Origin of the sequence: Nesterenkonia sp. LB17, assembly GCF_022565915.1 — a bacterium.
GTDB lineage: Bacteria > Actinomycetota > Actinomycetes > Actinomycetales > Micrococcaceae > Nesterenkonia.
Genome location: NZ_JAJOYX010000003.1, coordinates 482,826 through 508,704 on the forward strand (window position 1 = coordinate 482,826; position 25,879 = coordinate 508,704).

General features: G+C 68.0%; 25 protein-coding genes. 13 read left to right on the forward strand and 12 right to left on the reverse strand.

Features of this window, described 5'->3' with window-relative positions; genetic code table 11:
- Positions 1–62 precede the first annotated feature (62 nt).
- The 3 genes from LTH96_RS09710 (at position 63) to LTH96_RS09720 (ending at position 2,909) form a co-directional block, all read left to right on the forward strand.
- Positions 63–791: a response regulator transcription factor gene (locus LTH96_RS09710; protein ID WP_241465513.1), complete on the forward strand. Its 729-nt coding sequence runs from the start codon at positions 63–65 to the stop codon at positions 789–791.
- Between the two features lie 61 nt (positions 792–852).
- Complete coding sequence (locus tag LTH96_RS09715) at positions 853–2,415, forward strand: HAMP domain-containing sensor histidine kinase (protein WP_241465514.1); 1,563 nt, start codon at positions 853–855, stop codon at positions 2,413–2,415.
- Between the two features lie 203 nt (positions 2,416–2,618).
- Positions 2,619–2,909, forward strand: a complete 291-nt coding sequence (locus LTH96_RS09720) for a WXG100 family type VII secretion target (protein ID WP_241465515.1) — start codon at positions 2,619–2,621, stop codon at positions 2,907–2,909.
- A gap of 132 nt (positions 2,910–3,041) precedes the next feature.
- Here the strand turns inward: LTH96_RS09720 and groL are convergent, their stop codons facing one another.
- A complete protein-coding gene (gene groL, locus LTH96_RS09725) occupies positions 3,042–4,679 on the reverse strand; it encodes a chaperonin GroEL (RefSeq protein ID WP_241465516.1) in 1,638 nt (545 codons plus the stop codon).
- A 349-nt stretch (positions 4,680–5,028) separates the two neighbouring features.
- On the opposite strand from groL, the gene LTH96_RS09730 reads away from it, so the two are divergent.
- Positions 5,029–6,228, forward strand: coding sequence for a peptidoglycan bridge formation glycyltransferase FemA/FemB family protein (locus LTH96_RS09730; protein ID WP_241465517.1), 1,200 nt, complete (start codon positions 5,029–5,031; stop codon positions 6,226–6,228).
- Positions 6,229–6,247: 19 nt separating this feature from the next.
- Here LTH96_RS09730 and pcaC read toward each other — a convergent pair whose 3' ends face one another.
- From pcaC to LTH96_RS09760, 6 genes are all read right to left on the reverse strand, one after another.
- The gene (gene pcaC, locus LTH96_RS09735; RefSeq protein WP_241465518.1) at positions 6,248–6,634 is read right to left on the reverse strand and encodes a 4-carboxymuconolactone decarboxylase; all 387 of its coding nucleotides are present in this window, start codon (positions 6,632–6,634) and stop codon (positions 6,248–6,250) included.
- Positions 6,627–7,478: an alpha/beta fold hydrolase gene (locus LTH96_RS09740; protein ID WP_241465519.1), complete on the reverse strand. Its 852-nt coding sequence runs from the start codon at positions 7,476–7,478 to the stop codon at positions 6,627–6,629. The genes pcaC and LTH96_RS09740 overlap by 8 nt, the downstream gene beginning before the upstream one ends.
- Positions 7,471–8,895, reverse strand: a complete 1,425-nt coding sequence (locus LTH96_RS09745) for a lyase family protein (RefSeq protein WP_241465520.1) — start codon at positions 8,893–8,895, stop codon at positions 7,471–7,473. The genes LTH96_RS09740 and LTH96_RS09745 overlap by 8 nt, the downstream gene beginning before the upstream one ends.
- A 23-nt stretch (positions 8,896–8,918) precedes the next feature.
- Positions 8,919–9,500 (reverse strand): protocatechuate 3,4-dioxygenase subunit alpha, encoded by a 582-nt coding sequence (pcaG, locus tag LTH96_RS09750; protein WP_241465521.1) that lies wholly within the window; start codon positions 9,498–9,500, stop codon positions 8,919–8,921.
- 2 nt (positions 9,501–9,502) lie between these two features.
- On the reverse strand, positions 9,503–10,300 hold the full coding sequence (gene pcaH / locus LTH96_RS09755; protein ID WP_241465522.1) for a protocatechuate 3,4-dioxygenase subunit beta: 798 nt from the start codon (positions 10,298–10,300) through the stop codon (positions 9,503–9,505).
- Between the two features lie 107 nt (positions 10,301–10,407).
- Positions 10,408–11,151: an IclR family transcriptional regulator gene (locus tag LTH96_RS09760; protein WP_241465523.1), complete on the reverse strand. Its 744-nt coding sequence runs from the start codon at positions 11,149–11,151 to the stop codon at positions 10,408–10,410.
- 216 nt (positions 11,152–11,367) lie between these two features.
- Here LTH96_RS09760 and LTH96_RS09765 point away from each other — a divergent pair, with 216 nt between their 5' ends.
- The 3 genes from LTH96_RS09765 to LTH96_RS09775 all read left to right on the forward strand — a co-directional run bounded on the left by LTH96_RS09765 (position 11,368) and on the right by LTH96_RS09775 (position 14,871).
- Positions 11,368–12,750, forward strand: coding sequence for an MFS transporter (locus LTH96_RS09765; protein ID WP_241465524.1), 1,383 nt, complete (start codon positions 11,368–11,370; stop codon positions 12,748–12,750).
- A gap of 41 nt (positions 12,751–12,791) precedes the next feature.
- Positions 12,792–13,535 carry an IclR family transcriptional regulator gene (locus LTH96_RS09770; protein WP_241465525.1) on the forward strand — a complete coding sequence of 248 codons (744 nt, stop codon included), beginning with the start codon at positions 12,792–12,794 and terminating at the stop codon, positions 13,533–13,535.
- 109 nt (positions 13,536–13,644) lie between these two features.
- Positions 13,645–14,871, forward strand: coding sequence for a 4-hydroxybenzoate 3-monooxygenase (locus LTH96_RS09775; RefSeq protein WP_241465526.1), 1,227 nt, complete (start codon positions 13,645–13,647; stop codon positions 14,869–14,871).
- A gap of 35 nt (positions 14,872–14,906) precedes the next feature.
- Here LTH96_RS09775 and LTH96_RS09780 read toward each other — a convergent pair whose 3' ends face one another.
- Entirely contained in the window at positions 14,907–15,680 is a 774-nt protein-coding gene (locus LTH96_RS09780) for an SDR family NAD(P)-dependent oxidoreductase (RefSeq protein ID WP_241465527.1), read from the reverse strand.
- Between the two features lie 339 nt (positions 15,681–16,019).
- On the opposite strand from LTH96_RS09780, the gene LTH96_RS09785 reads away from it, so the two are divergent.
- The 4 genes from LTH96_RS09785 to LTH96_RS09800 are packed head-to-tail and all read left to right on the forward strand — an operon-like array spanning position 16,020 to position 20,311.
- The gene (locus LTH96_RS09785; protein ID WP_241465528.1) at positions 16,020–17,516 is read left to right on the forward strand and encodes a CoA-acylating methylmalonate-semialdehyde dehydrogenase; all 1,497 of its coding nucleotides are present in this window, start codon (positions 16,020–16,022) and stop codon (positions 17,514–17,516) included.
- A gap of 3 nt (positions 17,517–17,519) precedes the next feature.
- Entirely contained in the window at positions 17,520–18,599 is a 1,080-nt protein-coding gene (locus tag LTH96_RS09790) for an enoyl-CoA hydratase/isomerase family protein (protein WP_241465529.1), read from the forward strand.
- Positions 18,596–19,531: a 3-hydroxyisobutyrate dehydrogenase gene (gene mmsB, locus LTH96_RS09795; protein ID WP_241465530.1), complete on the forward strand. Its 936-nt coding sequence runs from the start codon at positions 18,596–18,598 to the stop codon at positions 19,529–19,531. The genes LTH96_RS09790 and mmsB overlap by 4 nt, the downstream gene beginning before the upstream one ends.
- 3 nt (positions 19,532–19,534) lie before the next feature.
- Positions 19,535–20,311, forward strand: coding sequence for an enoyl-CoA hydratase-related protein (locus LTH96_RS09800; protein ID WP_241465531.1), 777 nt, complete (start codon positions 19,535–19,537; stop codon positions 20,309–20,311).
- 9 nt (positions 20,312–20,320) lie between these two features.
- Here the strand turns inward: LTH96_RS09800 and LTH96_RS09805 are convergent, their stop codons facing one another.
- Positions 20,321–20,827: a MarR family winged helix-turn-helix transcriptional regulator gene (locus tag LTH96_RS09805; protein WP_241465532.1), complete on the reverse strand. Its 507-nt coding sequence runs from the start codon at positions 20,825–20,827 to the stop codon at positions 20,321–20,323.
- 137 nt (positions 20,828–20,964) lie between these two features.
- A complete protein-coding gene (locus tag LTH96_RS09810; RefSeq protein WP_241465533.1) occupies positions 20,965–22,716 on the reverse strand; it encodes an AMP-binding protein in 1,752 nt (583 codons plus the stop codon).
- A 146-nt stretch (positions 22,717–22,862) separates the two neighbouring features.
- Here LTH96_RS09810 and LTH96_RS09815 point away from each other — a divergent pair, with 146 nt between their 5' ends.
- Positions 22,863–24,050, forward strand: a complete 1,188-nt coding sequence (locus tag LTH96_RS09815) for an acyl-CoA dehydrogenase family protein (protein WP_241465534.1) — start codon at positions 22,863–22,865, stop codon at positions 24,048–24,050.
- A 57-nt stretch (positions 24,051–24,107) separates the two neighbouring features.
- Here the strand turns inward: LTH96_RS09815 and LTH96_RS09820 are convergent, their stop codons facing one another.
- Entirely contained in the window at positions 24,108–24,731 is a 624-nt protein-coding gene (locus tag LTH96_RS09820) for a LytR C-terminal domain-containing protein (RefSeq protein ID WP_241465535.1), read from the reverse strand.
- Positions 24,732–24,788: 57 nt separating this feature from the next.
- Positions 24,789–25,022 (reverse strand): DUF3263 domain-containing protein, encoded by a 234-nt coding sequence (locus LTH96_RS09825; RefSeq protein WP_241465536.1) that lies wholly within the window; start codon positions 25,020–25,022, stop codon positions 24,789–24,791.
- 101 nt (positions 25,023–25,123) lie between these two features.
- Between LTH96_RS09825 and LTH96_RS09830 the strand changes: the two genes are divergently transcribed.
- Positions 25,124–25,822: a uracil-DNA glycosylase gene (locus LTH96_RS09830; RefSeq protein WP_241465537.1), complete on the forward strand. Its 699-nt coding sequence runs from the start codon at positions 25,124–25,126 to the stop codon at positions 25,820–25,822.
- The last annotated feature ends 57 nt before the right edge of the window (positions 25,823–25,879 follow it).

Here is a 25,879-nt window from a genome sequence, read left to right on the forward strand (position 1 = left end):
ACACCACCCGACGAACAGGCAATGTCCAGCAAGCACCCAGAAATGGGGGTCAAGCTGGAGGGGTGACTGAAAAGACTCCTGAAGCGAAGCTGCTCGTCGTCGATGACGAGCCCAATATCCGAGAGCTGCTGGCCACCTCGCTGCGGTTCGCCGGATTCGAGGTCGCCGCGGCCGGCAACGGTCGCGAGGCGCTGGAGACCGCCGAAGAGTTCCAGCCCGATCTTGCAGTCCTCGACGTGATGCTGCCCGATATGGACGGCTTCACCGTCACTCGTCGGCTGCGCGCCGCCGGCAAGCATTTCCCGGTGCTCTTCCTCACCGCACGCGATGACACCGATGACAAGATCACCGGCCTCACCGTGGGCGGCGACGACTACGTCACCAAACCCTTCTCCCTGGACGAGGTCGTCGCCCGGATCCGCGCCGTGCTGCGCCGCACCGCGCCGTTCGAAGATGAGGACGCCGTGATCGTCGTGGACAACCTCGAGCTCGACGACGACGCCCATGAGGTTCGCCGCGGAGGCGAGATGGTGGAGCTCTCCCCCACCGAGTTCAAGCTGCTGCGCTACCTGATGATGAACCCCAACCGGGTGCTCTCCAAGCAGCAGATCCTTGATCACGTGTGGGAGTACAACTTCAACGGCGATGCCTCCATCGTGGAGTCCTACATCTCCTACCTGCGCCGGAAGATCGACTCCGGCTCCGAAGGCGCTCCGATGATCCAGACCAAGCGCGGCGTCGGCTATGTGCTCCAGACCTGGGAGCGCCGTCAGCGCTCGCAGGGCCTGTAACAGACCGGCTGAACCTGTACGGGTTCTCGCCCCGATTCGCTGCGGCACGTAAGGTCTGCGTATGCGCCCGTTCAGCTCCGTGACTCAGACCTGGCGCAAGGCTTCACTGCGGACCCAGCTGGTGCTGATCATGTCCGGGCTGCTGGTCCTGACCCTGTTCGTGACCACCTTCGTCTCGGCCTCGCTGTTCCGCCAGGAGCTGCTGCGCAACCTGGACGAGGACATCTACGCCAACGCGAACAACGTCTCGATGTTCCTCACCCGGCGCAGCCCCCCGGAGTTCGGCGACACCCAGTCCATCCTGCGCTTCTACGGGATCCTGATGGATGAAGACGGCGAGCTGCTGCAGGCCAACTCCACCCACCCGGCCGGCTACGGCGGAGACATCCCGCAGATTCCCAGCATGACCTTCGATGAGGTCTTCGAGCTCTGGCAGCAGGAGGAGCACCTCGACGTCCCAGGGACCCTGGAGGGCTCCCGCGGCTGGCGCGTGCACCTGATGCCCCTGGAGAACGGGGAGGACAGCCTGGCGGTCGCCCTGCCGCTGGAACAGGTGGAGACCTCCGTGGAGCGGGCCACCTTCCTGGTGGCCACCATCGGGCTCATGGCCACCCTCGGCGCCTCCACCATCGCCTACGCCCTGGTCACCCGGGCCTTCCGCTCGCTCTTCCACGTGGAGAAGACCGCAGCAGAGATCGCCGCCGGAGACTTCTCCAAACGCGTCGAGACCGCGGCTCCGGCAGAGACGGAGATCGGCCGACTCTCGCGCTCGCTCAACGTCATGCTGGAGCAGATCGAGACCGCCTTCCAGGCCAAGAGCACCTCGGAGGAGAACATGCGGCGGTTCATCCAGGACGCCTCCCATGAGCTGCGCACTCCGCTGGTGACCATCCGTGGATTCTCCGAGCTCTACCGCCAGGGCGGGGTCAGTGACAGCCCCGAGGCCGTGGGCATGGCCATGGGGCGGATCGAGTCCGAGGCCAAACGAATGGGTCAGCTGGTCGAAGACATGCTGACGCTCGCCCGCCTGGACGAGCAGCGGCCGCTGCAGAAGGCGCCGCTGGACCTGAACCTGATCGCCCACGACTCCATCATGGACCTGGCCGTCAATGCCCCGGATCGAGAGACTCGGGTCATCGGGCTCGACGGCGGCTCCCCCGCACCGGCCCCCGCCGTGGGCGACGAGGGCAAGATCCGCCAGATCGTGATGAACCTGGTGACCAACGCGCTGCGCTACACGCCTGAGGGGACTCCGCTGGAGATCGCGGTGGGCACCCAGGAGCGCCCCGATTCTCAGATCGATGCCGTGCTGGAGGTCCGGGACCACGGTGACGGGATCGCCGAGGAGGACGCCGCGAAGATCTTCGAGCGGTTCTACCGGGCGGACAACTCCCGACAGCGCGAGACCGGCGGCACCGGTCTGGGGCTGGCCATCTGCGCCGCGATCGCCGCGCAGCACCAGGGCACCGTGCGCCACAGCCCCACGGAGGGCGGCGGTGCCACCATGACCCTGCGGCTGCCCATGGTGGCCCTCGATGACCAGAGCGACCATGAGACGGACATCGATGAGGAGGAGCTGGACCAGCTCCGTGCAACAGCCCGAGAGCGGCGCACTCCCGAATGAGCGTCGGCGCCTGAGCGACGCTCAGGACCGCAGTCTTCCCCAGTGAGACGACTCGACTCCGAAGGATCCCGGCCCTCCACAGCCCCTCGGGCGCAGCCCTGCGCCGATGACGGGCTGGCTACTCTTCTCAAGCACGGGCGGGGCAGCGGGCCCCGCCCGAACCCGATCCGCACCGGCCGCGCCGGTCACCCGAGGAGAGAACCATGGCGATGCTTCAGATCGACACCGCGGAGCTGCTGGCCAAGAGCCAGACCGTGGAGGCCACGCTGGGCCGCATCCAGACCGATGTCAGCTCGATGGAATCCCAGCTCCGTCAGCTGCAGGATTCCTGGAAGGGCTCCGCCTCCACGGCGTTCCAGGATGTGCTGACCCAGTGGCGCGCCACCCAGGCGCAGGTGGAGCAGTCGCTGGCCAGCGTCCGCCAGGCGATGGCCTCGGCCTCCAGCCAGTACGAGGAGACCGAATCGGCGAACACCCGGATGTTCGGCCACTGAGCTACTTTCAGCTGAGCACGGCCGCAGCCGGATGGCCCGGCCGGAGTCCGTACAACACCAGAGAGCCCCGCCGCAGACTTCGTCTGCGACGGGGCTCTCTGGTGTGCGGCGGGGGCGCCGGTGATCAGGTGATCACATCATGCCGCCCATGCCGCCCATCGGGTCCATGCCCTCGGCGCCGGCGCCGGCCGAGTGCTTCTCCGGCTTTTCGGCGACGACGGCCTCGGTGGTGAGGAACAGCGACGCGATGGAGGCGGCGTTCTGCAGTGCAGAGCGGGTCACCTTCACCGGATCGTTGACGCCTGCTTCGAGCAGGTTCTCGTAGACACCGGTGGCGGCGTTGAGGCCGTGACCATCGGGGAGTCCGCGGACCTTCTCGGCCACCACGCCGGCTTCCATGCCGGCGTTGATGGCGATCTGCTTCAGCGGGGCCTCCACGGCGAACTTCACGATGTTCGCGCCGGTGGCCTCGTCTCCGCTGAGCTGCAGGGTCGCGAAGGCGCGGGCGCCGGCCTGGATCAGGGCCACGCCGCCGCCGGCGACGATTCCCTCATCCACAGCGGCCTTGGCGTTGCGCACGGCATCTTCGATGCGGTGCTTGCGCTCCTTGAGCTCGACCTCGGTGGCGGCACCGGCCTTGATGACTGCCACGCCTCCGGCGAGCTTGGCAAGACGCTCCTGGAGCTTCTCGCGATCGTAGTCCGAGTCGGAGTTCTCGATCTCGGCCTTGATCTGGGCCACGCGGCCCGAGATCTCGTCGGCTTCGCCGGCACCTTCGACGATGGTGGTCTCGTCCTTGGTGACGACGACCTTGCGAGCGGTGCCGAGCAGCTCCAGAGTGGTGTTCTCCAGCTTCAGGCCGACCTCTTCGGCGATGACCTGACCACCGGTGAGGATGGCGATGTCGGCCAGCATGGCCTTGCGACGGTCACCGAAGCCGGGGGCCTTGACGGCCACTGACTTGAAGGTGCCCTTGAGCTTGTTGACCACCAGTGCGGCCAGCGCCTCACCCTCGACGTCCTCTGCGATGACCAGCAGCGGCTTGCCGGACTGCATGACCTGCTCGAGGACGCCGATGATGTCCTTGACCGAGGAGATCTTGGAGTTGGCGATCAGGATGTAGGGGTCCTCCAGGACTGCTTCCTGGCGCTCGGCGTCGGTGACGAAGTAGCCGGAGAGGTAGCCCTTGTCGAAGCGCATGCCCTCGGTGAGCTCGAGCTCGAGACCGAAGGTGTTGGACTCCTCGACGGTGATGACGCCTTCCTTGCCGACCTTGTCCAGCGCCTGAGCGATCAGGGCGCCGATCTGGGTATCACCGGCGGAGATGGAGGCGGTGGCAGCGATCTGCTCCGTGGTCTCGATCTCCTTGGCGGACTTGAACAGCTCGGCGGTGACGGATTCCACGGCGAGGTCGATGCCGCGCTTGAGCGCCATCGGATCGGCGCCGGCTGCGACGTTGCGCAGGCCTTCCTTGACCAGGGCCTGGGCGAGGACGGTGGCGGTGGTGGTGCCGTCGCCAGCGACGTCGTCGGTCTTCTTGGCGACCTCCTTGACCAGCTCGGCGCCGATCTTCTCGTAGGGGTCGTCAAGGGTGATCTCTTTGGCGATGGAGACACCGTCGTTGGTGATCGTGGGTGCACCCCAGGACTTCTCCAGCACGACGTTGCGGCCGCGGGGACCCAAGGTGACCTTGACGGCATCGGCGAGGACGTTCAGTCCGCGCTCGAGGCCGCGGCGGGCCTCTTCATCGAATGCAATAGTCTTTGCCATAGTGGCGTGTCCTTCCTGGACTCGGCTTGTCTCAAGCCGTGGTGTGTGACTGTCAGACGTGTTCGCGTCTGCTGGGTCGAACCATTCCAGGTGCCCGCGACGGACGGCCGTCCCCGCGTCACCGGGAACATCTATATGGCCTCACCTGCTCAGGTTCCTCTAGCAGTCTCGACACGAGAGTGCTAAACCAATTTTTAGCACTCTCCCCTACCGAGTGCAAACCTCTGCGCCGATGGCAGATTGTGCCGCCGCTCTCGCGCAGGAGGGCCGGGCTGGGACGGCGGAGCGGAACTGCCCCTGAACCTGATCTCCCAGCCGCACAGGAACCAGACGGTACCCTTGAGGCGTGATGGAGCATAGAGATTCAGGCGTTGCCGCCGTGTACGAGGTCCGCCCGATCAGCGCAGAGGAGCACACCAGCTTCCTGGCCGACCAGAAGACCGCATCGTTCCTGCAGAACCCGCGCTGGCCCGCGGTGAAGAAGGAGTGGCGGGCCCAGAGCCTCGGAGTCTTCGACGCCAGCGCCGGAGCCGAATCCGCCCCGGTGGCCGCCACGCTGGTGCTCTTCCGTCGGCTCCCGATCCCCGCGGCGGTGCCGCTGCTCGGGAACAAGACGCTCGCCTATCTGGCCGAGGGCCCAGTGCTGGACCCGGCCGCTGATCTGGAGCAGCTGCTCCCGCCGCTGCTCGCCCATCTCAAGGCCTCCGGCGCATTCCTGATCCGCATGGGCCTGCCCTCGGTGCTGCGCCGGTGGGAGGCCAAGGAGGTCCGCCGCGCGCTGGCCGCCGGCGAGAACACCAGCATTGAAGAACTCGACCCGCTCGAGGTCGATCCGGCCGGCGCCGCCCAGGCCGCCCAGTGGCAGCAGCAGCTGCGCGCACTGGGCTTCAAGGCCCCCGCCCCGAGCACCGACTTCGAGGCCGGGCAGCCCCAGTTCCAGGCCCGCATTCCACTCACCGACGAGACCGGCGCCACCCTGCCCATCGATGGCGTGCTGGCCCGCATGGATCAGTCCTCCCGCCGGCAGACCAAGAAGTCCACCCGCTCCGAGCTGAGCGTCAGCGTCGGCGACGAGTCAGACCTCCCGGCCTGGCACGCGCTCTACGCGGAGACCGCCGACCGTGATGACTTCACCGGCCGGCCGCTCTCCTACTTCCAGGACATGTACCGCGAGCTCAATGCCTCGCCGCTGAGCGAGTGCACCCTCTATCTGGCGCATCTTGAGGATCAGCTCCTGGCCGCGGCGATCTACGTCCGGCAGGGAGAGTTCGCCTGGTACGTCTACGGCGCCTCCTCCTCCGAGGAGCGCAAGCGCTACGCCCCGCGCGCGCTGCAGCTGCGCCAGATCGAAGACTCGCTGGCCGCAGGCTGCCAGTGGTTCGACCTCGGCGGGCTCAGCCCCTCGCTGGACCCTGAGTACCCGCTGGCCGGGCTCACCCGGTTCAAGACGACCATGGGCGCCGATGTGGTCCAGACGCTCGGCGAATGGGACTACCCGGTCAATCCGCTGCTGGCCAAGGCGTTCAACCTGTACATGTCGCGCCGCTGAGCGGGACCGCTGCGGGCGATCAGGCGCCGCTGGTGCGTTCTTCCTCCAGGACTCGGCGCCCGATGCTGAACGCGGTGTTCGCCGCGGGCACCGAGCAGTAGATGGCGCACTGCAGGAACACCTCTTTGATCTGATCCTCGGTGAGCCCGTTGCGCAGCGCCGCGCGGATGTGCATCTCCAGCTCTTCCCAGTAGCCGCCGGCGATCAGCGCGGTGAGGGTGATCACCGATCGGGTGGGCCGGTCCAGTCCGGGGCGGGTCCAGATCGATCCCCAGGCGTAGTTGGTGATCAGTTCCTGGAAGTCCTCGGTGAAGCTGTCCTTGCGGGCCTCGGCGCGGTCCACGTGGGCGTCGGAGAGCACCTCCCGGCGCACCTTCATTCCCTCCTGGTAGCTGGAATCAGTCATCGAGGAACTCCTTGAGCAGTCGGGCGGTGGCTTCGGGTGCTTCGGCTGGGGCCTGGTGAGCGACGCCGTCGAGCACTGCGGTCCTCGTGTGCGGGGCCGCGGCGAGGTCCCGGACCGCCGAGGGTGGGCAGACCGGGTCCTGTTCCCCGCTGATCACCAGCAGCGGGCGGGCGACGCCGGAGAGCTCGGCGGTGAGGTCGTAGCGGCCAAGGGCGCGGCAGGCCTGGGCATAGGAGTGTCGATCGGCGTGCTGCAGCGAGCTCAGCAGTCCGGTGACCACGGCCGGATGCCGGGCCATGAACCCCGGGGCGAACCAGCGCTGGGCCGAGCCTTCGACCATGGTGGGGGTTCCGGCCTGCGCGACGAGCTCGGCGCGTTCGCTCCACATCTGCGGGTCACCGATCTTCGCGGCCGTGCACAGGGCTGCCAGCCGGGTGAACCGCGTCTGCGGGCGCAGCGCCAGGGTCAGGCTGACGGTGCCGGCGATGGACACCCCGGCGGCGTAGACCGGAAGATCCGCAGGCATCCCGTGGGACCTGGCGAGCTCAGCGACCAGGTGCTCCACGGCGTCGGCGAGGTCGGTGATCTCGAAGGGCTCGGGATGGGGCTGCGCGTCGCCGTGGCCCGGCAGGTCCCAGCCGATGACGGTGAAGGCCTCCTGGAGATGCGGCACAGCACCCTCCCAGAGGACGGCGACGCTGGTCCCCAGGGAAGGCCCCAGCACCAGCACCGGGCGGGTCCCGCCGGCGAGATCCTGCACGGATCCGGAGAGCAGCTGCGGGGTGAGAGTCAGTGCGGTCCCTGACTCAGACGCCGTCGGCTCAGACACAGTTGGCTCAGGCATGGTCGGTGGGTCCTTCCGGCTGCGCGGCAGTCTGGTTGAAGTCCTGCTGGTTGAAGTCCTGCTGGTTGAACTCATCGACGGCGGCATCGATGAACTCTTGGGCCCGACCCAGGTACCGGTGCGGGTCGAGCAGCCGATCGAGGTCCGCTGGAGCGATCGAATCACCGAGATGCTCCTCCAGCAGGCCGCGCAGGCCGACGCGCTCGACGGCGCTGCGCCGCACCACATCCTGCAGCGCCTGCCTGCCCCCGGGGAAGGAGCTGCCCAGGCGGGCCATGAGCCGCTCGCTCAGCACGGCGTCGCCGCTGAGTCGCAGATTCACCGCCATGGCCCCGGGGTCCACCACGAGGCCCTCGAACAGCTCGGCGGCGCGGGTGGCGGCACCGCCGCTGAGCCGGGCCAGCTCGACCAGGCTCGGCCATTCGGCATGCCAGCCGCCCGCCGGGCGTTCATCCTCTGCCGTGGCCGCGGCCAGGTAGAGCGTGCTCAGCTGCCCCGGACCAGCCAGGGCCGCCGAGCGGATCAGGGTGGAGAGTACCGGGTTCTGCTTCTGCGGCATCGCCGAGGAGCCGCCGCGGCCAGGCACCGTGGGTTCGCGCAGCTCGGCGACCTCAGGACGCTGCAGGGTGAGCACATCTCCCGCGGCCTTTCCCAGCGTCGCGAGCAGGCCGGCGAGCGCTGCGGCGAGCTCAAGGATCATCTGACGCTGGGTGTGCCAAGGTCGCGGCATCGCACGCAGTCCCAGGCGGGCCGCAAGATCGGTGGTCAGCGCGGCGGCTCGCTGCGGCCCGAGTGAGTCACTGAGCGAGGCCTGGGTGCCCACGGCTCCGCCCCACTGCAGCGGCAGCTTCGCCGCGGCCAGCTCCAGCCGCTGGATCGCCTGGGTCAGCCCATCGAGCCAGCCGGCGCAGCGCAGCCCGAACGTGGTCGGCAGCGCGTGCTGGGTCAGCGAGCGGGCCACGCAGACGGAGTTCCGGTGTTCTTGGCTGAGCCTGCTCAGCGCTGTTCCTGCCCGGCGCGCGTCGCTCAAGAGAGCCGCAACGGACTCGCGGCACAGCAGCATCAGCGCCGTGTCGAGGATGTCCTGGCTGGTGGCTCCCCGGTGCAGCGCAGCATCGGATTCACCGGCCTCGACCAGGGCGCGGCGCACGGCGGCCAGCATCGGGATCACCGGGTTCCCGCCGCCGGGACTCTGCGACGCGATCTCCTCGACGCTGAGGCCGGCCCGCGCGGGGTCCTCGCTGATCGCCACGATGGCCGCGGCACTGGGGGCAGGGGCCTCGCCGGCATCGGCGAGCGCCTGGGCCCAGGACGCTTCGACGCGCAGCATCGCCCGCAGGATGGACTCCTCGGACATCAGCTGCGCCGTCGCGGTGCCTGCCCACACCGGGCTGAGGATTCCGTAGGGTCCGGTCATGGCTGGCGGCACGCTCCTGTCGATCACTCCACCGGGCCGGTGAACTGCGGGGTGTTGGGGTAGGTCAGGAACACGGTCTCGTCTGCGCCCTGAAGGTGGATGTCGAAGCGCAGGCTGCCATCGGACTCCCGGGCGGCCATCAAGGTGTGGCGGCGATCCTCAGACACCGAGCTCAGCAGCGCGTCCTGCTCGAGGGCGGCGGCGTCGGCGGGCAGATAGGCCCGGGTGAAGAGCCGATCCATGAGCCCGCGAGCGAAGATCGTGACCAGGACATAGGGTGCGACGCCGGCGCCGGTGCTGCCCGGTTCCACCGTCGTGAAGGAGTAATGGCCCACGCCGTCGACGGCGGCGCGGCCCCACCCGGTGAAGGTGTAGCCGTCGCGGTGCAGAGACCCTGGCTGCCGCGAGATCGCCCCGTGCTCATCCGGCTGCCAGATCTCCAGGAGCGCATCGGGCACGGGCACGCCGTCGCCGTCGTAGACCGTCCCGTGCAGCCGCACGGCTCCCGGGTGCGAGCGGTCGACGAGTGCCTCGCCGCCGGGATAGGGCAGCGCGAAGCCGAAGAAGGGTCCGACGGTCTGGGCGGGGGTGGGGGTGAGTTTCATGTTCAGTGCTCCTCCTCCTGCTCGGCCCAGGTGCGGTTGCTTCCGGAAAGGACGATGTCCCAACGGTAACCGGTGTTCCATTCATGCTGGGAGACCGAGTGGTCGTAGGTGGCGACCAGGCGATCGCGGGCGGCCTGGTCGGTGATGGACTGGTAGATCGGGTCCAGATCGAAGATCGGGTCCCCGGGGAAGTACATCTGGGTCACGATGCGCTGGGTGAAGTCGGTGCCGAAGAGCGAGAAGTGGATATGGGCCGAGCGCCAGGCGTTGTGGTGGTTCTTCCATGGATAGGGCGCAGGTTTGATCGTGGTGAAGCTGTATTCCCCATGGGGGCCGGTCAGCGTGCGCCCGACACCGGTGAAGTTGGGATCCAGCGGGGCGGGGTGCTGGTCGCGCTTGTGCATATAGCGCCCGGCGGCGTTGGCCTGCCACATCTCCACGAGCTGGCCGGCGACGGCGCGGCCCTCACCGTCGAGGACCCGGCCGGTCACGATGATCCGTTCACCGATGGGCTCGCCGTTGTGCGCGATGGTCAGGTCCGCCTCCAGCGGGGAGACGTCGCGATGGCCGAAGGCCGGGCTGTAGAGCTCGATGTCTTCGGGGTCCGCGTGATGCAGGGACTTCGTCGGGTGCCGCAGCAGCGAGCTGCGGTAGGGCGGGAAGTTCAGCCGGGCGTTGGTCTCCACCTGAGCGCCGGCGTCGCGCTGGGCTCGATATTCGCCGTGGATGGCGGCGATCTCCGCGTCGATCTCCGCCTGGGAGACTGCGGCGGCGTCCGGGTCTGTGTTCTTCTCGGCCATGGGGCTCTCGCTCCTTGAAGGGGATCAGCGGCGTACGTCGCCGAGGTGTGACGTGGTTCTCACTCAGTCTGCCCGGCCTGCAGCACCGGCCGCCACACGATTGCCATTCAATGGCCCATGCCCTCCAGGGCGCGCGTGATTCCGCGGCCGGCGGTCTGCAGCGCCATCAGGAACTGCGGGATCTCCCTGGAGTCGCGCGGGACGACCACGGTCAGCGCCGCCACCGCGTGGCCATCGGCGCCCAGCACCGGAACCGAGACGCCGGTGGTCTCGGCATTGATCATCCCGCTCAGCTGCGCATGACCTCGGGTGCGCGCCTCGGCGAGCTCGCGGCGCAGCTGTGGCCGAGACTCCTCGATCAGCTGCCGCCGCGGATCCCACCAGCCCTCCACCACGTGGGCCGGGGAATGGGCCAGCAGCACGTGCCCCATCGAGGTCAGGTGCGCCGGCATGGTGGTCGCCACCTCGGCCGGGTTGACCACCGCGCCATGACGGGAGAGCCGCTCCACGATCAGCACCCCCTGCTCATCGAGCACCGAGAGCTGGGTGGTCTGACGGACCACCGCGTTGACGTCATGCATGAAGGGAAGCGCCGCCGCGCGCAGCGTGCGGCTGATCGGGGCGCTCTGGGCGATCTCCCAGAGCCGCTGCCCCAGGACCAGCTCCCCGGAGGCCGCGACGGCGAGCAGGCCGTGCGCGCGCATCGTGCGCAGCAGCCGGTATCCGGTGGTCCGGGGCAGCCCGACGGCGTCGATGAGCTCCCCGGCGGGAAGGCTGGTCCGGGTCTCGAGCGCCGTGAGGATCCGCATCGCACGATCCAGCACCGCGTCACCGCTGGGCGAGTTTGCCATGGGCCAAGCGTAGTCGCGGCGCCGCGGGGTCGAGACGCCCCTCCGCGGCGCACCATGGGGCCCATCGTCCAGACGCACCGTCAAGGCCGATCCCATTCATCGAGACGTCCACGCCTGTCCATGCCGCGCAATTGTGCCCTGGGTCACGAGCGGCTAGCGTCCAACAGGTTCTGTGAGCTGAGCCACGGAATTTCACTGCCGTGCAAGGAGATCCCCATGACCCAGACCAGCCTCCGCGAGTCGATCGACTCCCGACCGATGAGCCGCTACCAGTGGTTCGTGGTCGCCCTCGCCACAGCCCTGATGGGCCTGGACGGCTATGACGTGCAGGCCATGGCGTTCACCGCGAACCCGGTCTCGGCCGACCTCGGCCTCACCGGAACCGAGCTGGGCCTGCTGCTCAGCGGAGGGCTGATCGGCATGGCGCTGGGCGCGATCTGGGTGGGCCCCTTCGCGGACCGCTTCGGACGGCGTCGGATGCTCATGATCGCGATGATCATCAATGCCGCCGGGCTCTTCCTCTCCGCCACCGCCTCCTCGATGCCGGAGCTGATGGCCTGGCGGGTCATCACCGGGCTCGGCGTGGGCGGCATCCTCACCTCCGGCACCGTCCTGGTCTCGGAGTACTCCAACGCCAAATACCGCGGCCTGTGCATGAGCATCTACGCGGCCGGCTACCCTGTGGGCGCGACCCTGGGCGGTCTGGCCGCCATCCCGCTGATCGGGAACATCGGCTGGCAGGCGGTCTTCCTGCTCGGCGGTGCCGTGACCGTGCTGGCCGTGGTCTTCGTCTGGCTCAAGATGCCCGAGTCCCTGGACTTCCTCGGCGCCCGCGCCACCAGCCCACAGGCGGCAGGGGACGGCTCTGAGCAGCGCCGCGCCGAGGACATCGCCGCACGGATGGGGATCACCGGCCCGGTGGTCCTGGAGAACTACGACACGGGTGACACCGAGACGCCGGGCAGCTCCAAGAACTCCTACGCCGCGCTGTTCAGTCCGGAGAACCGGCGCAACACGCTGCTGCTGTGGGCGATGTTCTTCATCGTGATGTTCGGCTTCTACTTCGCCAACACCTGGACCCCGCAGCTGCTCACCGAGGTCGGCTTCTCCACCGATGAGGGAATCATGGGCGGGATCATGCTGATGATCGGCGGCACCATCGGTGCGGTCCTGTACGGGGTGTTCGCCTCCCGCTGGGACGTGCGTCGAGTCCAGGCGGTCTTCGCCATCGGCTCCGGGGTGATGTTCATCGTGTTCATCAACGCCACCGCGTGGCTGCCGGCCGCGCTGGTCGCCGGCGTGCTGCTGGGCATGATCATCAACGGCTGCATCTCCGGCATCTACACGATCGCCCCGATGACCTACGCGCCACGGCTGCGCTCCACCGGGGTCGGCGTCGCCCTCGGCGTCGGCCGCACCGGCGCCATCATCGCCCCGATCGCAGTCGGAGCGCTGCTGGACCTCGGCGCCACCCCCACCGCGCTCTACACCGGCGCCGGGATCATCGTGGCACTGGCCGCCGTCGTCGTGCTGCGGATCTCGCTGCACCAGCGCACGGCCAGCGCGCTGCGCGCCGACGCGCTCGCGGCGCGAGAGTGAGCCGGGACCCGGCCGGGGCCGCGGAAGCTAGCATGTGATCCATGGCGAACTCCCCCACCGGTGATTCGGTCCTGGCCCGGCTTGACCGGGTGCTCTCCACCTTCTCGGCGGCCGACAGCCTGCTCACCGCGGCCGAGATCGCCCGGCGCACCGGCCTGCCGCCGGCCACCGCGCACCGGCTCTGCCGCGACATGGCCGAGCTGGGCTGGTTGGAGTCCCTGCCGGCCGGGTACATGGTCGGCACCCGCCTCTGGGAGATGACCAACCGCTCGGCGCCGACGATGAAGCTCGCCGTGCGCGCCCGGCCCTACCTCTCCGATGTCCACACCGTGATGGGTCAGCATGTGCAGCTCGGGGTGATCGAAGGCCACGAGGTGCTCTTCGTGGACCGACTCTCGGCACGGGAGGCGCCGCGCATCCACGGCGGGGTCGCCGGCCGACTGCCGCTGCACGTCTCGGCCACCGGCCTCGTGCTGCTGGCCCACGCCTCCCCCGAGTTCCGCACCTTCTACCGGACCCACCATCAGGACGCGTCACCTGGTCAGATCATCTCCGAGGACCGGCTGGAACAGGTCCGCCAGCAGGGCTACTGCGCGCAGACCGGCGTGATCGAGCGCGAGGTCACCGGAGTCGCGGTGCCGATCCGGCAGCGCGGCCGCTCCGTGGTCGCCGCCCTGGGCGTGGTCACCGACGACGACGACGTCGCCCGACGCCCCGCACCCTGGGTGCAGATGCTGCAGATCGCCGCACGGGGCATACAGCGCGAGATCAGCGGCAAGGGGTGAACCGCGCCCCGCGCTGCCATCGCATTCAATGGGATCTCTGTGGCGCTGGGCACATCTGCTGACCAGACTGATCTGCACAGGGTCGAACCGGCCCAGGAGAAGGAGAGACATGACCGCGCACACCACCCGAGTCGACGTCGGCATCGTGGGCGGCGGCCCCGCAGGGCTGATGACCGCGCTGCTGCTCAAGCGACGCGGCATCTCCGCCGCCGTGATCGAGACCCGCACGAAGGACACGATCCACCACACTCAGCGTGCAGGGATCCTCGAAGCCGCCACGGTGAGCATGCTGGTGGACGCCGAAGTCGGGTCACGAGTGCTCACCGAGGGTCATGAACACGAGGGCACGGTGCTCAGCTTCGACGGAGAGCAGCATCGCATCGACTTCCAGGCGCTGGTCGGACGCTCGGTCTGGCTCTACCCACAGAACGAGGTCTTCTTCGACCTCGCCAACGCCTGGGAACGAGAAGGCGGGGAGATCCACTGGGCCGTCACCGACACCCAGGTCCACGGGATCGAGACCACGTCGCCGCGGATCAGCTTCACCGACGCGCACGCTCAGGCACGCAGCATCGAGGCCGACCTGATCATCGGCACCGACGGGTCCCGCTCCATGTGTCGCAGGCTGATCCCCGAGGAGGTGCGCACCGACCACTTCATCTCCTACCCCTTCGCCTGGTTCGGGATCCTCTGTGAGGCCCCACCGACCGCCCCAGAGCTGATCTACGCGAACTCCGAGCTCGGCTTCGCACTGATCTCCCAGCGCAATGAGACCGTCCAGCGCATGTACTTCCAGTGCGACCCGGACACCGATCCGGACAGCTGGTCCGAGGACGCGATCTTCGACCACATCCAGCAGGTGCTCGGCACCGAGGGCGGCGTCCAGCTCAAGCGCGGACCGATCATCGACAAGACCGTGCTGCCCTTCCGCTCCTATGTCTGTGACCCGCTCAGCCACGGCCGGCTGGCTCTGGCCGGCGATGCCGGCCACACCGTCCCGCCGACCGGGGCCAAGGGTCTGAACCTGGCCTTCGCCGATGTGCGGGTGCTGATTCCGTGCGTGGAGGAGTTCATCACCGAGCTGCGCGCCGATGCGCCCGGCCATGAAGGAGAAGCGGCCGAGACCCCGGAGTCGCTGCGTCGATACTCCCGGACTGCACTGGACCGGGTATGGAAGGCGCAGAACTTCTCCTACTGGGCGACGAACCTTCTGCACCGTCAGCCGGACGAGAACCCCTTCACCCACCGGCGTCGCCGCGGCGAGTTCGACGCGATCACCGGCTCCGTGCACGGCCAGGCCTATTTCGCGGATTCCTACACCGGCTGGAGCGACTGACCCTCCCGACGAGGCTCGGACCGCGAGCGCCGCGGCTATCTGGGCTCGAGCCGGATCGCGCCGTCGAGCCGGATGGTCTCGCCGTTGAGCATCGGGTTGGCCACGATCTGCATGACCAGCTGGGCGTAGTCCTCGGGCGCACCGAGCCGGGCGGGGTGCAGCGTCTTGGCGCGCAGCGACTCCTTGGCCTCCTCGGGCAGACCCGCCATCATGGGGGTCTCGAAGAGTCCGGGCGCGATCGTCATCACCCGGATGGCATGCCGGGCGAGCTCGCGGGCCGCCGGAAGGGTCAGCGAGGCCACTGCCCCCTTAGAGGCCGCGTAGGCGATCTGACCGATCTGACCCTCGAAGGCGGCCACCGACGCGGTGTTGATCAGCACCCCGCGCTCGCCGGCGGAGGGTTCGTTGTCCCGCATCGCGGCGGCGGCCTGCGCCATCAGGTTCACCGTGCCGCCGACGTTGACGGCGAGGACACCCATGAACTGCTCCTGGGAGAGCGGGCCGTCTCGACCCAGCAGCTTTCCCGGGGTGGCCACACCGGCGCAGCTCACGGCAACCCGCAGCGGCCCCCGCCCGGCTGCCGCAGCGACGGCCTCGCGAGAAGTGGCCGGATCCGTGATGTCCCCGGGGCAGAAGGCGGCGCGTCCACCGAGCGAGGACACGGCGTCGGCCCGCTCCGTGCTGCCCTCGGCGTCCGGGAGGTCCACGACCACCACCTGCGCGCCCGCCATGATCAGGGCCTTCGCCGTGGCATGGCCGAGGCCCGAGGCTCCTCCGCTGACGATTGCGCTGGCTCGTGTCAGTTCCATCCGAATCTCCTTCATCGAGTTGGTTCATCCACGCTGAGCATGAGGGCAGACCTTGCATGAGGGTGATCGCCGGGGTGGAGGGATCCACTCCCCCGGCGATGTCCACCCGGCCCAGCGCGTCCGCAATGGCGACGGTGCCGGGCTGGACCCGGTCATGATGCCTCATCCTCTGCCGATTGGAGCTCCCTGGCTCGAATACCGGTCGCAAGCTCGATAGTTGCACTTCCAATAAGTTGAGTTTAGGCTAACACAGTGAGAGCTGAATCACATGCGATACCAGGTCGATCAGCCCCTCGCCAGGCATCCCCGAGGCTGATCTCGACGCGAAGGAGCACGTCCATGACGGATCTGACCCACTTCATCCACGGCAAACACATACATGGCACCTCAGGCAGGAGCCGCGAGGTCTTCAACCCGGTCCGCGGCGAAGTCACCGCCGAGGTGCCCCTGGCCAACGCCGAGGAAGTCTCCCAGGCCATCGATTCCGCCCAGGCCGCGTTCGGAGAGTGGTCGGCTCTGAACCCCCAGCGGCGCGGACGCATTCTGCTGAAGTGGGCCGACCTGATCCATACCCACCGTGATGAGCTTGCCGAGACGCTCTCCAATGAGCACGGCAAGACCTTCGACGATGCGTTGGGCGACATCCAGCGCGGCGTGGAGGTCGTGGAGTTCGGCGCCGGAGCTCCCCATCTGCTCAAGGGCGAGTTCTCCCACGACGCGGCCACCGGCATGGACATCCACAGCCTGCGCCAACCTCTCGGAGTCGTCGCCGGCATCACTCCGTTCAACTTCCCCGCCATGATTCCGCTCTGGAAAGCCGGAACCGCCCTGGCCGCGGGCAACACCTTCGTGCTGAAACCCTCGGAGCGCAACCCCTCGGTGCCGCTGCGCCTGGCCGAGCTCGCACTGGAGGCGGGCATGCCGCCCGGCACGCTGAACGTGATCAATGGGGACAAGGAATCGGTGGACGCCCTCATCGAGGACCCCCGGGTGAAGGCCATCGGGTTCGTCGGATCCACCCCCGTCGCCCAGTCCATCTACACCGCGGCCGCCGCCCGGGGAAAACGCGCACAGTGCTTCGGCGGCGCGAAGAACCACATGGTGATCATGCCCGACGCCGATCTCGATCAGGCCGCCGACGCGTTGATCGGCGCCGGCTACGGCTCCGCCGGTGAGCGATGCATGGCCATCTCGGTCGCCGTCCCCGTCGGCGAGGCCACCGCTGAGGCGCTGCGAGCCAAGCTCCTGGAGCGCATCGAGAAGCTCGTCGTCGGACCCTCCCTGGATCCCTCCAGCGACTTCGGTCCGGTCGTGGGCGCGGACGCGAAGCAGCGGATCGAGGGCTACATCGGGCTCGGCGTCGAGGAGGGTGCTGAGCTGGTGGTGGACGGGCGCGGCGTCGTCGTCGAGGGCCACCCCGAGGGGTATTGGATCGGCGCGACGCTCTTTGATCACGTCACACCAGCGATGCGCATCTACAAGGAGGAGATCTTTGGTCCGGTGCTGTGCATCGCACGAGCCCGGGACTATGAGGAGGCCCTGCGGCTGCCCACGGAGCACGAGTTCGGCAATGGGGTGGCGATCTTCACCCGCGACGGCGACACCGCCAGAGACTTCGCCTCCCGGGTGGAGGTGGGCATGGTCGGCGTCAATGTGCCGATCCCGGTGCCGATCGCGTATTACACCTTCGGCGGCTGGAAGGCCTCGGGATTCGGCGACCTCAATCAGCACGGTGCGGATGGACTGAAGTTCTACTCCAAGACCAAGACGGTCAGCACGCGCTGGCCCTCCGGAACCAAAGAGGGTGCGAGCTTCATCATGCCCGAGGGGAGCTGAGCGATGGCCGCTGAGGTGCTCTTCGAGGCGCGCGGCACCCTCGGCGTCATCAGACTGAACCGGCCCGGGGCGATGAATGCGCTGAACCTGAACATGGTGCGACAGATGCTGCACCAGCTGCAGGAATGGCGCGATGATCCGGGCGTCTCCCAGGTGCTGGTCCTCGGCGCGGGAGACCGTGGCCTCTGCGCGGGAGGCGACGTGCGCAGCATCTACGAAGACATCCGTGCCACTCGGGCGAGCGGCCGTGACTACTACACCACCACGGAGTTCTTCGCCACCGAGTTCCGGTTGAACCACCTGATCAGCCAGTATCCGAAGCCGTATATCGCCTTCATGGACGGAGCCACCCTGGGCGGCGGCATCGGCATCTCCGCCCACGGCCGCCACCGGGTGGTCACCGAACGCACGAGGGCCGGCATGCCCGAGACCACCATCGGATACTTCCCGGACGTCGGCGGGACCCATCTGCTCGCCCGCTCACCGGGACGAGCGGGCCTCCACGCGGGCCTGACGGCGGGCATCTTCGGCGCCGCCGACACCATCCACCTCGGCCTGGCCGACGTGTACGTGCCCTCCGGCAAGCTGGCGGCGCTGGCGGAAGCCCTCGAGCAGGAGACGTTCGACCAGGTCAAGGCAGGCTTCACCGAGACCCCGCCGGTCGCCCCGCTGCGGTCCGCGCAGGACTGGATCGACGACGCATATTCCGCCGAGACCGCGGAAGAGATCCTCGAGCGGCTGGCGGCGTGGGGAGCGACGCACCCGGACGCGGCGCGGGCCCGAGAGGACATCCTGAGCAGGTCCCCCACCGCGCTGAAGCTGACGCTCCACGGGATCCGCGAAGCCTCACGTCTGGAGCTGTCGGCCGCCCTGGTGCGGGAGTATGCGGCCGGGCAGCACCAGCTGCGCGGCCATGACTTCGCCGAAGGCATCAGGGCGCAGGTCATCGACAGGGACCGCAGCCCACGGTGGGACCCGGCCACCCTGCCGGAGGTCGACGAGATGAGGATCGAGGAGCACTTCCTGCCCGGCCCACATCCGACCTTCGAGCTGTTTTCACCGATTCAGGAGGCACATTCATGAACAGCACCACACACGACGTCGACACACACCCCACCGTGGCGTTCATCGGACTCGGCAACATGGGTGGCCCGATGGCCGCGAACCTCGTCCAGGCCGGTGTGCAGGTCTACGGGTTCGACCTCAGCGCCGAAGCCGTGGAGACCGCCCGCTCCAAGGGAATCGATGTCGTCACCGACCCTCTTGACGCCGTCGCGAGATCTGAGGTGGTGCTCACGATGCTGCCCTCGGGTCAGCACGTGCTCTCGGCCTATCGGGACTCACCGGGACTGCTCTCCGCGGCCAGGCCAGGGACGATCTTCCTGGACTGCTCCACCATCAACATCTCCGAGGCGCAGGAGGCTGCGGAGCTGGCCGAGCGCGCGGGATTCCGGGCCGCCGATGCACCGGTCTCCGGGGGCGTGGTCGGCGCCGAGGCCGGCAGCCTCGCGTTCATGGCCGGAGGCCGTCTCGAGGTGTTCCAGGAGGTCCTCCCGCTGTTGGAGATCATGGGCGCTCGGGTGGTCCACTGTGGCGGCAGCGGCCTGGGCCAGGCTGCGAAGCTCTGCAACAACATGATCCTCGGCATCAGCCAGATCGCCGTGGGTGAAGCCTTCGTTCTGGGCGAAAGGCTGGGGCTGGACCACCAGGCGCTCTACGACGTCGTGTCCAACGCGTCGGGTCAGTGCTGGGCGCTGACCACGAACTGCCCCGTCCCAGGTCCCGTGCCGACCTCCCCCGCCAACCGTGACTTCACGCCTGGCTTCGCCGGCGCCCTGATGGCCAAGGACCTCACCCTCGCCACCAACGCGTTGGACCGACAGGGGGTCGATGCGCAGCTGGGAAGACTCGCGGCGGCCATCTTCTCCGAGTTCGCCCAGGGTCCCGGGCAGCGGCAGGACTTCTCCGCCATCATCAACACCATCCGAGACAACTCCCACAACGCAGGAGCGTGAGGCATGACCGAATATTCGACGATCCTGGTCTCGACCGAAGCAAGGGTCGGCAGGATCACGCTGAACCGGCCCGAATCCCTCAACGCGCTGACCACCATGATGATGGAGGAGGTCGTCCACGCCGCCGGCGTCTTCGACGCCAGCCCCGACATCGGGGCGATCCTCGTCACCGGCTCGGACAAGGCGTTCGCGGCGGGTGCCGATATCAACGAGATGTCGGAGCAGGACCATCCGGGGATGTATGCCGCGGACTGGTTCCGCCGCTGGGATGACTTCACCCGCCTGCGCACCCCGATCGTGGCTGCCGTGAACGGCTACGCCCTGGGCGGCGGGTGTGAGCTCGCGATGATGGCCGACGTCATCGTGGCCGGAGAAGGTGCGAGGTTCGGTCAGCCCGAGATCAACCTGGGGGTCATCCCGGGGATGGGCGCCTCCCAGCGGCTCACCCGATCGGTCGGGAAGGCCAAGGCGATGGATATGATCCTCACCGGGAGGCACATCCACGCCGATGAAGCCGAGCGCATCGGCCTGGTCTCACGAGTCGTGGCAGACGAAGACACGGTCGCGGAAGCCACCAAGGTCGCTGAGCTGATCGCCTCGAAATCCAAGCCGGCTGCGCAGATGGGCAAGGAGGCCGTGGGTGCGGCCTTCGACTCCACGCTGCATCAGGGCCTTGCGTTCGAGCGGCGGATGTTCCATTCGCTGTTCTCACTCGAGGATCAGTCCGAAGGCATGAGCGCGTTCATCCAGAAGCGCGAACCTCAGTGGAGGCATCGCTGACCCGGCGGTTCAGGACGGGAAGTCGCCCGCTCGCTGGCGGAAGTTCGCCAAGATGGTGTTCAGCTGGTCGATCTCCTGCGACTCGAACCCGGTGCGCTCAAAGAGCTGCTCATTGAGCGCCTTGGTCGCCTGTTCGGCCACCTGCTTGCCCTCCGGGGTGAGCACCAGGAGCATTGCGCGCCGGTCAGAGTCATGCGGCTCGCGGCGCACCAGACCCGCCGACTCCAGCCGGTCGACGGCGTTGGTGATCGACGTCGGATGGACCTGCAGCAGCTGGCTGGCCTTGTTCATCGGCAGCCGCTCTTCTCGGGAGAACCCCAGCAGCGCGAGCACCTCATAGCGGGCGAAGGTCAGCTTGAACGGCTTCAGGATGTCCCGTGCTCGCGCCAAGAGGATCTGCTGCGTCCGCATGATTGCGGTGACCGCCGCTGCGGGGGCGGCCGCGGACGTCCATCCCTGCCGCTCCCAGTTCTTCTGGATCTCAGCGATCGGGTCCTTGGCAAGCGGGGGGTGCATGTAGGCGTCTCCTCTTCCGTGCTCGGTCCGACCATTGTGGGGATGGACCGGAGTTTATCTGGGAATCATCTGATGTCGGACCTGCGCCGAGGGCTGAGGCCTCACCGTGGCCCCGGCTCTGGCTCAGGCGGGCAGCGTCATGGGCGCCTCAGTCCCAGATCGGCTTCTCGGTACTCCACCCCGAATCCCTCCAGTCCCTCACTGGCTTCGGCGCGCCGCTCCTCTGCCTGGCGCAGCTGGACCCGCCGGATCTTCCCCGAGATCGTCTTCGGAAGCTCCGCGAACTCGATGCGCCGGATCCGTTTATAGGGCGCCAGCTTGTTCAGCGCGAACTGGAGGATCTCCGCCGCGGTGGCCTCGTTCGGCTCCCACCCGGAGGCCAGCGTCACGTACGCCTTGGGAACCGCCAACCGCAGCTCATCCGGTGCGGGCACGATCGCGGCTTCCACCACGGCAGGGTGCTCGATGAGCACGGATTCCAACTCGAACGGTGAGACCTTGTAGTCGCTGGACTTGAAGACGTCATCGGCCCGTCCCACGTAGGTGATGACGCCGTTGCCGTCACGGGAGGCGATGTCCCCCGTGTGGTAGTAGCCATCGCGGAAGACCTCGGCGTTCTTCTCCTCCGCGCCGTAATACCCCTTCATCAGACCGACCGGCCTCGGGTCGAGGGCGAGACAGATCTCCCCCTCCTCGGCCTCCTCACCCGACACCGGGTCGATCAGGGCGACGTCGAATCCCGGCAGCGGGACACCCATGGCGCCGAACTTCACCCGCCGGCCCGGAGTGTTGGCGATCTGCAGCGAGGACTCGGTCTGTCCGAAGCCATCGCGGATCGTGCACCCCCACGCCCGCTGGACCTGTTCGATGACCTCCGGGTTCAACGGCTCTCCGGCCGAGACCGTGACGCGCGGTGGATTCTTCAACTGCGCGAGGTCCGCCTTGATGAGCATCCGCCAGACCGTGGGCGGGGCGCAGAAGCTCGTGACCCCGGCGTCGTCCATGGACCGCATCAGCGCCGCGGCGTCGAACTTGCTGAAGTTGTACAGGAAGATGGTCGCCTCCGCGATCCACGGCGCGAAGAAGTTCGACCACGCGTGCTTGGCCCAGCCCGGCGAAGAGACGTTCAGATGCACATCGCCGGGCTCGAGCCCGATCCAGTACAGGGTTGAGAGGTGCCCCACCGGGTACGAGGTGTGCGTATGCTCGACCAGCTTCGGCTTCGACGTCGTGCCGGAGGTGAAGTACAGCAGCATCGTCTCATCAGCGGCAGTCGGCACGACCTGCTCCAACTCCGGTGAGGCCGCGTAGGCCTCCTGGTACGAGTGGACGGTGCGGCCCGACACCGCAGGCCGCACCGCTGCCTGCCGATCGGCGTACACGCCCGGCACGTGGATGAGCGCATAGTCACCCTCGACCTGCGTGAACTTCCGCAGCGTCTCGGAATCTCCGACGATCCAGCTCGCTTCGGCCCGACCGACTCGGTCCTGCAGGTCGTGTGGGCCCATCTGAGTCGTGGTGGGGATCAGCACAGCACCGAGCTTGATCGCGCCGAGCATCGTCTCCCACAGCTCGACCTGGTTGCCGAGGATCAGGATGATGCGGTCGCCTCGCCTCACCCCGATGCTGGTCAGCCAGTTGGCCACTCGATTGGAGTCTTCGCGCAGCTGCGCGAAGGTGCGGGTGAGCCGAGACCCATCTTCTTCCATGATCACCAGCGCGTCCTGACCCGATCGTTCGGGGCTCTTCGCCACCTGATCGAACCAGTCGAAGCCGAAGTTGAAATGCGTGAACCGAGGCCAGCGGAAATCCCGGCGCGCGCGCTCCCAGTCCTGCTGGGCACCGACGAGCTGGTCCCGAGCTGCGCGGAACTCTTCGGTCACTGTCATGGCGCTCCTCCTCGAGGTCTGTGTGATTCTGGTCACTCTAGAATATACTTGGAAGTCATATAGTTGGTAAAGATGCAGTTTTACGTGCAGTGACATGGCGGCCCGCCCACCCAGCCCCGGATCCGCCGGATGACAAGGAGACCTCGATGACCAAGCAGGACGCCCACGCTGCCGCAGACCCCATTTCCGAAGACCCTGATCTGATGCACCTGGCCCGCCACCTCGGTCCGGCAGAACGTGACCGGCTGAACGTCATCGACGAGTACGCGCAGCGCAACATTCGACGCCAGTCCCTCGAACCGTGGAACGACGATCGCCTTCCGCTCGACATGCTTGCAGGGCTGGGCAGCATCGGACTCGGCGAACTGCACCTCGACGGTTCCTCACCGCTGCTCCGCGGCCTTGCCCACACCGCGCTGGCACGCGCCGACGTCTCGATCTCTGCGGTCATCGGCATCCACAATGAGCTCATCGTCGGCATGATCCAAGCCCTGGGCTCGGAGCGTCAGCGTGAGGAATGGCTTCCGGCCCTGCGCCGGCTGCGGGCCTTCGGCGCCTTCTGCCTCACCGAGCCTGAGCACGGCTCCGACGTGGCCGGCGGACTGGCCACGTCGGCGACTCTGCGCGGCGGACAGTGGCGCATCCAGGGGTCCAAGCGTTGGATCGGCATGGGCACGGTGGCCGACGTCGCCCTGGTGTGGGCGCGAGACACCGCTGACGGGCAGGTCAAAGGCTTTCTGGTGCCCACATCGTGTGCGGGATACCAGGCCCGAAAGATCACCCACAAGACCGGACTGCGCATCATGCCGAACGCCGACATCGAACTTGATGTCACCCTGCCGCAGGACGCCCTGCTGCCAGGGGCGACCTCGTTCACCGCCACGAACACCGGACTGCGAAGCTCACGGGCATGGGTGGGGTGGCAGGCCGTCGGCGCCCAGCAGGCCCTGCTGGACATCGCACGGGACTATGCGAAGAGGCGCGACCAGTTCGGTGCACCCTTGGCGTCTTTCCAGCTCGTCCAGGCCGCTCTGGCCAAGGTCGCCGGAAACCTCGCGGTCTCGACCTCCTTCATGGCCGAGCTCACCCGGCTGCAGAGTGACCGCGAGCTGACCATGATGCACGCGTCCCTGGGCAAGGCGACGCTGACCCGGCTGGCACGAGAGTCCGCCGCCGCCGCGCGGGAGATCTTCGGTGGGAACGGCATACTGAGCGATCACGAAGCAGCCAAGATCGCAGGAGACATCGAGGCGATCTATACCTACGAGGGCTCCCATGGCATCAACCTGCTGATCGCCGGTCGTGAGCTGACCGGAGTCTCCGCCTTCGCCTGACCTGGGAGGCCGGGACGAGCGAGCACCACCCCTTCGGAGCACGGTCTCTGAGCGGGCTCAGCCCTCGTACTCGTCCCCGATGATCAGGGTGACGAAGCTGGCCTGGTCGTGCTCTTCGACGGTGTCGACCCCGAAGCTCTCGGCAAGCTCCTCGGCGATGGCCTGCTCTGCGTCTCCGGAGCCTGCTGGGTAGACCACGGCCGGAGTCTCGGCGCGTTCCTCGAAGCCCCAGTCGCCCTGCCAGACCACGTTGTAGTCGAGCTCCTCGAGCTCGGCGCCCATCGCCGTCGCGCCACCCTCGGCGCCCTGGTAGTTGGCCACCTGGACCGGGGTCTCGGTGTCGCTGGCCGGCTGTGGCCCGGCGGGCTCCTCCGTCTGGTCCGCATCGCCCTCGGCGCCGTCATCGGCCTCGGCGTCATCCTCGGCGTCGTCCTCGGATTCGGACACCGCCGCATCCTGATCCTCGGCGGTGCTGTCCGGGTCCGAGTCGGAGAGCATCGGCACGATGAAGTAGGCGAAGGCCCCGACGAGCAGCACGAATCCAGCCAAGAGCCCGATCCAGCGCAGGCCGCTGCCACCGGCCCCGCCCGTTCCGGCTGCGCCTGGAGCCCGATGCTTGCCGGCCTCCCCGGTCTGATACGGGGGGACGTCGTCGAACTCGTCGTGCGGGTGCTGGCTCATAGGTCCTGTCCTCAAAGTGCGGGGGCGATGCTCGGTGCTGCTGATCTCGACCTTGCGTCAGCGGCGGGTCGCGCGGGCGCGGTGCCGGGCATCCCGCTGCCGGCGCAGGCGTTTCACCAGCATCGGGTCGTGGGCCAGCGCCGCCTCCGTGTCGATCAGCAGATTCAGCGCCTGGTAGTACGCCACGGCTGACATCTGGAGCGCATCGGTGATGGCCTCGTCCTTCGCGCCCGCGTACTTCCACCACTGGCGCTCCAGGTCGAGCATCTTCTTCTGCTGTTCAGTGATCATCTCACCGTCATCCTACGGCTGGGCAGCGCGCATTGCAGGAATATCGGCCCTCGTGGGCTCGACGGTGTGTTCAATCGGCTGAGCTGTCTATGGTGGAGGCGATGACACCTGAGACTGAACTGATCGCTCCGCTGGAAACGGGCTGGCAACGTGCCCTGGCCGGCGAGTCCGCCCACTTCGAGACCGTCCGCGAGGAGCTGGCCCGCCGCCGTGACGCCGGGGAGCAGGTGCTGCCTTCCCCAGAGCTGGTGCTGCGCGGCTTCCGTCAGCCCTTCGACGCGGTGAAGGTGCTGATTCTGGGTCAGGACCCCTACCCGACCCCGGGACATGCCATCGGCATGTCCTTCGCGGTGGACCCCGCGGTGCGTCCGCTGCCCCGCAGCCTCGGGAACATCTTCACCGAGCTCGAATCGGACCTCGGGATCCCGAAGAGTCCCCACGGCGATCTCACCGCATGGGCCCAGCAGGGGGTGCTGATGCTCAACCGGGTGCTCACGGTCAGCGCGGGTTCACCGGCCTCGCATCGCGGCATCGGCTGGGAGCAGATCACCGAGGCGGCGCTGCGCGCGCTGGTGGATCGGGGCACTCCCCTGGTCTCGATCCTCTGGGGCGCCGACGCGCGCAAGCTGGCGCCGGTGCTCGATTCCGGCGAGCACACCGCGGTCATCACCAGCCCCCATCCCTCACCGCTCTCAGCGCGACGCGGGTTCTTCGGCTCCCGACCGTTCTCACAGGCGAATGAGGCGCTGCGCCGGCTCGGCGAAGACCCGGTGGACTGGCGACTGAACCCCGACGGCTGACCCCGGCGCAGCACCGAGCAGCGCCGCGCAGCACCGAGCAGCGCCGCGAGGTCCGCG